Annotated in this window: 8 protein-coding genes; all 8 read left to right on the plus strand. The window is 70.1% G+C overall.

Going from position 1 to position 8,414, the window contains the following annotated elements:
- Positions 1-302: hypothetical protein (locus P7D22_RS21260; RefSeq protein ID WP_319936259.1), on the plus strand; the 302-nt coding region annotated here is incomplete at its 5' end.
- Positions 303-340: 38 nt separating this feature from the next.
- Positions 341-1,450: a c-type cytochrome biogenesis protein CcmI gene (gene ccmI / locus P7D22_RS21265; RefSeq protein WP_319936260.1), complete on the plus strand. Its 1,110-nt coding sequence runs from the start codon at positions 341-343 to the stop codon at positions 1,448-1,450.
- Complete coding sequence (gene ccmE / locus P7D22_RS21270) at positions 1,447-1,989, plus strand: cytochrome c maturation protein CcmE (protein ID WP_319936261.1); 543 nt, start codon at positions 1,447-1,449, stop codon at positions 1,987-1,989. The genes ccmI and ccmE overlap by 4 nt, the downstream gene beginning before the upstream one ends.
- Positions 1,990-1,996: 7 nt before the next feature.
- Positions 1,997-3,982 carry a heme lyase CcmF/NrfE family subunit gene (locus P7D22_RS21275; protein WP_319936262.1) on the plus strand — a complete coding sequence of 662 codons (1,986 nt, stop codon included), beginning with the start codon at positions 1,997-1,999 and terminating at the stop codon, positions 3,980-3,982.
- Positions 3,979-4,464, plus strand: a complete 486-nt coding sequence (locus tag P7D22_RS21280) for a cytochrome c-type biogenesis protein (protein ID WP_319936263.1) — start codon at positions 3,979-3,981, stop codon at positions 4,462-4,464. Before P7D22_RS21275 ends, P7D22_RS21280 begins: the two co-directional genes overlap by 4 nt.
- A gap of 154 nt (positions 4,465-4,618) precedes the next feature.
- On the plus strand, positions 4,619-6,181 hold the full coding sequence (locus P7D22_RS21285; protein WP_319936264.1) for a Do family serine endopeptidase: 1,563 nt from the start codon (positions 4,619-4,621) through the stop codon (positions 6,179-6,181).
- 83 nt (positions 6,182-6,264) lie between these two features.
- A complete protein-coding gene (locus P7D22_RS21290) occupies positions 6,265-6,948 on the plus strand; it encodes a response regulator transcription factor (RefSeq protein ID WP_319936265.1) in 684 nt (227 codons plus the stop codon).
- A gap of 74 nt (positions 6,949-7,022) precedes the next feature.
- On the plus strand, positions 7,023-8,414 hold a 1,392-nt coding region (locus P7D22_RS21295; protein WP_319936266.1), incomplete at its 3' end, for a sensor histidine kinase.

Consider the following 8,414-nt stretch of genomic DNA (forward strand, 5'->3'; position numbering starts at 1 on the left):
TGCCGCCGCCGCCCGCGCCGGCGCCCTCCATGGGGGCTTTCCTGGAAGGGCCGACGGGAACCCGCCTGGCGGATGCCGACCGGCAGCGGGCCTTCCAGGCCGAGCAGGACGCGCTCGCGGCGGGCGATCGCAAGACGTGGCGCGGCCTCAAGGGCACCTACGGCTTCGTGGCGCTCAGCGGCAGCCCGACGCCCGACGGCTGCCGGGACTTTTCCCATACGATCTACATCGCGGGCCGCCCCGCGACCGGCAAGGGAACCGGCTGCAAGGCTCCGGACGGGACATGGCGCATCACCGGCTGAACGCAGGCTTCGGCCCTGGGCCAGGGTGACGGGTCGTCATGCTGTGGGTCGTCATCGCCCTGCTGACGCTTGTGGCCGTGCTTTGCGTGGTATGGCCGCTGTCGAAGCCGCGCGGGGCGGTCGCCATGCCGCTCGCCGGCGACGACCTGTCTTTTTACCGCGACCAATGGGCTTCGCTCGATCGTGACGTTGCCGAGGGCCTCGTGTCTCCCGCCGAGGCCGCAGCCTCCCGGGCCGAGGTCGGCCGGCGACTGCTGGCCGCGGCAGCCCCGCGCGTCGGGGCGGCACCGCAGAAGGCCAGCCGTCCCTTGCTGTTCACCGTTGCGGTGGTGGTGACGCTCGCGCTTCCCGCCGCCAGCCTTCTGCTTTACGGCCGGATCGGCGCGCCCGACCTGCGCGATCGCCCCTTGGCGGCCCGCCTGGCGACGCCCGATCCCGACGACATGCCGGCCGCCATCGCCCGCATCGAGGCCCATCTGGCAGCCCATCCCGAGGACGGCCGCGGCTTCGCACTGCTGGCGCCCATCTACCTGCGGCTCGGCCGATATGCCGATGCGGCGCATGCCTATGAGCGCAAGCTGGCGGTGCTGGGCGAAGCCGCCCCGGATCGGGTCAGCCTGGGCGAGGCCCTGATGGCGGGAGGCGCCACGATCCCGCCGGCCGCCGAGGCCGCCTTTGCCAAGGCGCGGGACGATGATCCGCACCTGCCGCAGCCCCGCTTCTACCTCGGCCTTGCGGCCGCCCAGGCGGGCGACACCGCCGGGGCCGAGGATCTGTGGTCGGGGCTGCTGGCGGAGGCGCCGCCCGAGGCCCCCTGGGTGCCGATGGTGCAGGACCGGTTGGCCGCGCTGCGGAACCAGTCCGACAGGCCCGGCGGGCCCCAAGCCTCAGCCATCGCGGCGCTGCCTGCGGCCGATCGGCAGCAGGCCATCGTGGGCATGGTGGATGGCCTGGCGGCGCGCCTCAAGGTCGACGGCCGTGATGCCGAAGGCTGGCTGAAGCTTCTGCGCGCCTATGTGGTGCTGGGCGACGCCGCCAAGGCCCAGGGTGCCCTGGCGGAGGCCCGCCATGGGCTCGCGGCCGACCCCGGCGGTTTGGGCCGGGTCGAAGGTCTGGCCCACGAACTCGGCCTGGAGCCGCAGGGATGACCCGGAAGGGGCGCCGCCTCACGCTGATCGGCACGGCGCTGGCGATCGCCGGCGTTGCCATGGGCCTGATGCTTTATGCGGTGCGGGACTCCATCGTGTTCTTCTACGCCCCTTCCGAGGTGGCGGCCAAAGGGCTCGGCCCCGGCACCCGGCTGCGCCTCGGCGGCCTCGTCGAGCAGGGCTCCGTCCACCATCTGCCGGGCGGTACGGTGCGCTTCACCGTGACCGACATGGCCAAGACCGTCGCGGTCACCTACACGGGCCTGTTGCCGGACCTGTTCCGCGAAGGGCAGGGCATCGTGGCCGAGGGGGTGATCGACGCCCCCGGCGCCATGACGGCCGATGCGGTGCTGGCCAAGCACGACGAGCGCTACATGCCGCGCGACGTCGCCGACAAGCTGAAGCGACAGGGGCTCTGGCGCGATGGCGCGGAGGCGGCCGCGACCCCTGCCGGGCCGGCCGCAACCCCTGTCGGGCAGGCCGCACCCCCTGCCGGGCAGGCCGCCATGATGGGCGGGGCCGCGGCCCCGGTGCAGTGAGGCGCGCGTGATCGTCGAAGCGGGCCATTACGCCCTTGTTCTCGCGCTGGCGCTGGCGCTGGTGCAATCCGTGCTGCCGATCTGGGGCACGGTGCGGCGTGATCCGTCGCTGGTCGGTACGGCGGCACCCGTGGCGCTCGGCCAGGCTGGTTTCGTGGCCCTCGCCTTCGCGGCGCTCACCTATGCGCATGTGTCGTCGGACTTCTCGGTACTGAATGTGCTGGAAAACTCCCATTCGACGAAGCCGCTGCTTTACAAGGTGTCGGGCGTCTGGGGCAGCCACGAAGGCTCGATGCTGTTGTGGGTGCTGATCCTGGCGCTGTTCGGCGGCCTCGTGGCGCTGTTCGGGCGCGGCATGGCGGCCGACCTCCGGGCCAACACGCTGGCGGTTCAGGCCTGGATCGCGGCGTCGTTCCTCCTGTTCATCCTGCTGACCTCCGACCCCTTCACCCGCGTTGCGGGGCCGCCGATCGAGGGTCGGGACCTCAACCCCATCCTGCAGGACCCAGGCCTCGCCATCCATCCGCCGCTGCTCTACCTCGGCTATGTCGGGTTCTCGATCGTCTTCTCCTTCGCGGCCGCGGCTCTCATCGGTGGCCGCGTCGACGCCGTTTGGGCCCGCACCGTGCGGCCCTGGGCGCTCACGGCCTGGGTGTTCCTGACGCTCGGCATCGCGATGGGGTCTTATTGGGCCTATTACACGCTCGGCTGGGGCGGCTTCTGGTTCTGGGACCCGGTCGAGAATGCTTCGCTGATGCCGTGGCTGGCCGGCACGGCGCTGCTGCATTGCCTCGCCGTGATGGAGAAGCGCGAGGCGCTCAAGACCTGGACGCTGTTTCTGGCCATCCTGACCTTCTCGCTGTCGCTGCTCGGCACCTTTCTGGTGCGTTCGGGCGTGCTGACCTCGGTACATTCCTTCGCCAACGACCCGCGCCGCGGCGTCTTCATCCTGTTGATCCTGGTGGTGTTCATCGGCGGCTCGCTCGGCCTTTACGCCTGGCGGGCGCCGCGGCTGCGCCAGGGCGGCCTTTTCGCGCCCGTGTCGCGCGAAGGCGCGCTGGTGCTCAACAACCTGCTGCTCACCACGTGCTGCGCCACCGTGCTGACCGGCACGCTCTACCCGCTGGCGCTGGAGTCGCTCACCGGCGACAAGATCTCGGTCGGGGCGCCGTTCTTCAACCTCACCTTTGGGCCCTTGATGATCGCGGTGCTGCTGATCGCGCCGGTCGGTCAGTCACTGGCCTGGAAACGCGGCGACCTCGTGGGCGCCGCCCAGCGGTTGACGCTTGCGGCTGTCATCGGTCTCGTGGCCTGCGTGGTGCTGCTGGCCGTGCGGCATGGCGGCCCCGTGCTGGCGCCGTTCGGGGTGGCGCTGGGGCTCTACCTCGTGGTCGGCGCCTTCACGGACGTGCTGCGCCGGGGCGGCATCCCGGGCCAGCCGCTGGCCAGCATCTTCTTTCGCTTGGTCGGTCTGCCGCGGTCCGCCTGGGGGGCGGCCTTTGCCCATGCAGGGCTCGGCCTGACCCTGCTGGGCCTCGCCGCGACCGGCTGGGGCGTCGAACGGATCCAGGCGATCCGGCCGGGCGACGCGGTCGCGCTCGGCCCCTACCAGGCCGTGGTGATCGACACGAAGGAGCGCCCCGGGCCGAACTACGACGAAGACCTGGTCGGCATCGACCTGCGGCAGGGCGGCGCCCATGTGGCCAGCGTGACGCCGGCGCGCCGCACCTTTCGCACCCGGCAGGCCACCGTCAGCCAGGCCGGCATCGAGACGCTGTGGCTTGGCCAGGTCTACATCAGTCTGGGTGACCGCCATTCCGATGGCAGCATCGACGCACGGCTGTTCTGGAAGCCGCTCGTGACGCTGATCTGGATCGGCGCCATCGTCATGGGCCTCGGTGGTGTTCTCTGCCTCAGCGACAGGCGCCTGCGCATCGGCTTCGCCCGCCGGTCGGCTCGAGCCCTGTCGCCGCTGGGCCAGCCGGCCGAATGAAGCTGTTGCGCCGCCTTGCCGCCTTCGCGGCCTTTGCCCTGCTGGTCTGGAACCTAGCCGTCCCGGCCTGGGCCGTGCAGCCCGACGAGGTGATGGCCGATCCGACGCTCGAAGCCCGGGCGCGCGCGCTGTCGTCCGGCCTGCGCTGCCTCGTCTGCCAGAACCAGTCGATCGACGATTCCGCCGCGCCGCTGGCTCGCGACCTGCGGCTCCTGGTGCGCGAGCGCCTGCGGGCCGGCGATGACGATGCCGCCATCGAGCATTACCTCGTCAGCCGCTACGGCGATTTCATCTTGTTGAAGCCGCCCTTCAGCCCCGAAACGCTGCTGCTTTGGGGGGCGCCCGCGCTGGTGCTGGCGGCGGGCCTCGGCGGTGTTCTCCTGGCGCGGCGCGCCCAGGGACAGGCGGAAGCCGCGCCGCCGCTCGACGCGGCCGAGGTGGCGCGCCTCGCGGCGCTGCTGCGCGAGCCCCATTCGGGGTGAGGCGAACGCCGTCCCGGCTTCGGCCGACGTTGAAATCCAGCTTACTCTTACCAACAATTCACCCGGGGGAAATGGTGGTGTAATCCGCCGTCCCCCATCTTCCGCGGCATGAGATCGGCACCGCGCCGTGGCTCAGACTTCCAGGAGACGACCGATGTTCACGCCTGATAGCAACCGGACCACGGATGGCGCCCGCCGCCCGGCCCTCGACCGTCGTAGCCCGGTCCGCACCGCGCTCCTCGGCGCCGTGGCCCTCGCGGTCGTGGGCGGTGGCGTGGCGCAGACCCATCTGTTCGGCAGCGAGCCTGCGCTCGCCCAGCAGATCCAGGCCCAGCCGAAACCCGACCAGATCGCGCCCGGCTCCTTTGCCGATGTGGTGGACCGCGTCAGCCCGGCCGTGGTGTCGGTCAAGGTAAAGATCACCGAAGACGCGAGCGACGACGACAACAGCGCGCCGCAGATGCCCAACATTCCGAAGGGCGACCCGCTCGAGCGCTTCTTCCGCCAGTTCGGCCAAGGCAACATGCCCCATGCCAAGCCCCATACCGGCCAGGCCCAGGGCTCGGGCTTCTTCATCTCGGGTGATGGCTATCTCGTCACCAACAACCACGTGGTCGAGCATGCGACCGATGTGACGGTCACGCTGCAGGACGGCTCGACGCTTCCCGCCACCGTGATCGGCACCGACAAGAAGACCGACCTTGCGCTCGTCAAGGTGAAGGGCAAGGACGGCCAGAGCTTCCAATACGTGCCGTGGGCCGACAAGGCGCCGCGTGTCGGCGATTGGGTCATCGCGGTCGGCAACCCGTTCGGCCTTGGCGGCACGGTGACGGCCGGCATCGTTTCGGCCCGTGGCCGTGACATCGGCGCCGGCCCGTACGACGATTTCCTGCAGATCGACGCGCCGGTGAACCGGGGCAATTCGGGCGGCCCGACCTTCAACACGGCCGGTCAGGTGGTGGGCATCAACACGGCGATCTTCTCGCCGTCGGGCGGCAGCGTCGGCATCGGCTTCGCGATCCCGACCGAGGTGGCCAAGTCGGTGATCCAGGACCTCAAGGACCATGGATCAGTGGCGCGCGGCTGGATCGGCGTGCAGATCCAGCCCGTGACGGCAGAGATCGCCGACTCGCTTGGGCTGAAGGGCACCAAGGGCGCCCTGGTGGCCGAACCGCAGAAGGGTTCGCCGGCCGCCGATGCGGGCGTCAAGTCGGGTGACGTCATCACGTCGGTCAATGACGATGCGATCGAGGGGCCGCGTGAGCTTGCCCGCAAGATCGCCGGCATGGGTCCGGACAAGAAGGTCGATCTCACCGTGTGGCGCGACGGTGCCGAGAAGCACCTGAACATGACGCTCGGCACCCTGCCGGCCGACAAGGAAGCCAAGGCCGACGCCGGCGCGAACCCGAACAGCGACGCCGCCGCGTCGCAGATGACGTCCTACGGCATGACCTTGTCGCCTGCGGCCTCCATCGCGGGGGCGGGCAAGACCGGCGTGGTGATCTCGGACATTGATCCGGACGGCACCGCGGCCCAGAAGGGCCTGAACACCGGCGACGTCATCCTCGACGTCGGCGGCAAGTCCGTCAGCAAGCCGTCGGAGGTCAAGCAGGCCTTCGAGGACGCCAAGAAGGATGGCCACAAGGCCGTGCTGCTGCGCGTCAAGTCGGGTGACAACACCCGCTTCGTGGCCTTGGCGACCGGCACGGCCGGCTGATCCGGCCAGGGCGCCCGCCTCGCGCGGGCGCCCGCCTCGATTCGCTTTGCTCTTCTCCCCACCCGAGCCCTAAGATGCCCAGCATGCGGATCCTCATCGTCGAGGACGATCGGGAAGCGTCGTCCTATCTCGCCAAGGCCCTCAGCGAAGCCGGCCATGTGGTCGATGTCGCGGATGATGGCGCGTCGGGGTTCGAACTCGCCCAGGAAAGCCCGCATGACGTGCTGATCGTCGATCGCATGCTGCCGCGGGTCGACGGGTTGTCGCTGATCGGCCGCCTGCGGGCCGAGAAGAACGACACGCCGGTGTTGATCTTGTCGGCCCTGGGCCAGGTCGACGATCGCGTCACGGGCTTGCGGGCCGGCGGCGACGATTATCTGTCGAAGCCCTATGCGTTCTCGGAACTGCTGGCCCGGGTCGAGTCGCTCGGCCGCCGCAAGCCCGGGGAACCCGGCGAGGCCACGAGCTACCGGGTCGGTCCGCTGGAGCTGAATCGCCTCAGCCACAAGCTGACCCGCGACGGCAAGGAGATCGCGTTGCAACCGCGCGAGTTTCGGCTGCTCGAATACCTGATGAAGCATGCCGGGCAGGTGGTGACCCGCACCATGCTGCTCGAGAACGTGTGGGATTATCACTTCGACCCGCAGACCAACGTGATCGACGTGCATATCTCCCGGCTGCGGGCCAAGATCGACAAGGGGTCGGACACGCCGCTGCTGCAGACCGTGCGCGGCTCTGGCTACATGGTGCGGGACGGGGCCCCATAGGGCGCGTGGCACCCGGGGAGGCGAGGGTGGTTCCAGCGCCGCAACGTGAAACGGTCGGTCGCGCCGGTCAGCCCGTGTCAGCGGCCAGTCGCGAATGGCGCCACCGCTTCCGGCGCGGCATCAAGGCCCTGCGGGCTGTGCAGCGCGATCTTCGCCACCGCGAGCGCAATCCGCTCTCGTTGTCCAAGGTGTCGCGCACGACCGCCTTCAAGCTGTCGATCGCCTATCTGGTGATCTTCGCCATCGGCTCGGCCTTTGTGCTCGGCGGCGTGGCCTGGAACGTCAACGGCCTCCTCAACGACCAGATCACCCAGACCATCCAGGCCGAGATCACGGGGCTGGCCGAGCAATATGAGGTGGGCGGCATCCGGCAGCTCGTCGAGGCCATCGACCGTCGCACCCGGGTGCCGGGCTCGTCTCTTTATCTCGTGACCAATTTCGCCGGCGAAACCATCACCGGCAATGTCGGCAACCTGCCGCCCGCCGCGGTGGAGCGCACGGGGTTGATCGAGACGCCCTACAGCAAGCCGGCCGAAGCCAAGATGACCCATCTGGCCCTGGCACGCATCTTCCAGCTGCCGGGCGGCTTCCGCCTGCTGGTCGGCCGCGACCTCGACGAGCGCGAGAACCTGCGCACCGTGATGACCCATGCCTTGGCCATCTCGCTGCTTTGGCTCGTGGCGATCGGCCTCGTCGGGGGCTTGTTCGTGGCGCGGCGGGTGCTGCGCCGGGTGGATGCGATGAGCGGCACGGCGCGCGGCATCATGGCGACGGGCGACATGAGCCGCCGCCTGCCGATTTCCGGCACCGGCGACGAGCTCGACCGGCTCGCGGCCAATCTCAACGCGCTGATCGGCCGGATCGGCACCCTGATGACCGGCATGAAGGAGGTGTCGGACAATATCGCGCACGACCTCCGCACGCCTTTGACGCGGCTACGCAACGGCGCCGAGGAGGCGCTGCGCCGCCCCGCCGACCCCGAACACGACCGTGCGGCGCTCGGCAAGGTGATCGAGGAGGCCGACGGCATGATCGGCATCTTCAACGCGCTGCTGATGATCGCCCGGGCCGAGGCCGGATCGGGCCGGGAAGGCATGACGGATTTCGATGCCGCCGACGTAGCCCGGGACGTCGGCGAGCTTTACGAGCCGCTGGCCGAGGACCGGGGCGTACCGTTCCGCGTCGAGGCCGAGGCCGCTTTGCCGGTGCGCGGCAGCCGAGAATTGTTGAGCCAGGCGCTCGCGAACCTCGTCGACAACGCCTTGAAATACGGGGTGGCGGAGGCCGAGGCTGCAGGGCGCCACGAGGGTGGCGAGGTCCGGGTCGTGGCGCGCCGCGACGGGCGCTTCGCGCTGATCGGCGTCACCGACCGAGGCGCCGGCATTCCGGAGGCCGATCGCGCCCGCGTGCTGAACCGCTTCGTCCGGCTCGAAGGCGCGCGCTCCCGCCCGGGCTCGGGCCTCGGC

The sequence above is a fragment of the Lichenihabitans sp. Uapishka_5 genome, from assembly GCF_033947565.1.
Taxonomy (GTDB): Bacteria; Pseudomonadota; Alphaproteobacteria; order Rhizobiales; family Beijerinckiaceae; genus Lichenihabitans.

Bases quoted from the DNA above. Each gene is read 5' to 3' on its own strand.
- ccmI (WP_319936260.1), top strand. From the start codon at position 341: ATGCTGTGGGTCGTCATCGCCCTGCTGACGCTTGTGGCCGTGCTTTGC.
- ccmE (WP_319936261.1), top strand. From the start codon at position 1,447: ATGACCCGGAAGGGGCGCCGCCTCACGCTGATCGGCACGGCGCTGGCG.
- P7D22_RS21280 (WP_319936263.1), top strand. From the start codon at position 3,979: ATGAAGCTGTTGCGCCGCCTTGCCGCCTTCGCGGCCTTTGCCCTGCTG.
- P7D22_RS21285 (WP_319936264.1), top strand. From the start codon at position 4,619: ATGTTCACGCCTGATAGCAACCGGACCACGGATGGCGCCCGCCGCCCG.
- P7D22_RS21290 (WP_319936265.1), top strand. From the start codon at position 6,265: ATGCGGATCCTCATCGTCGAGGACGATCGGGAAGCGTCGTCCTATCTC.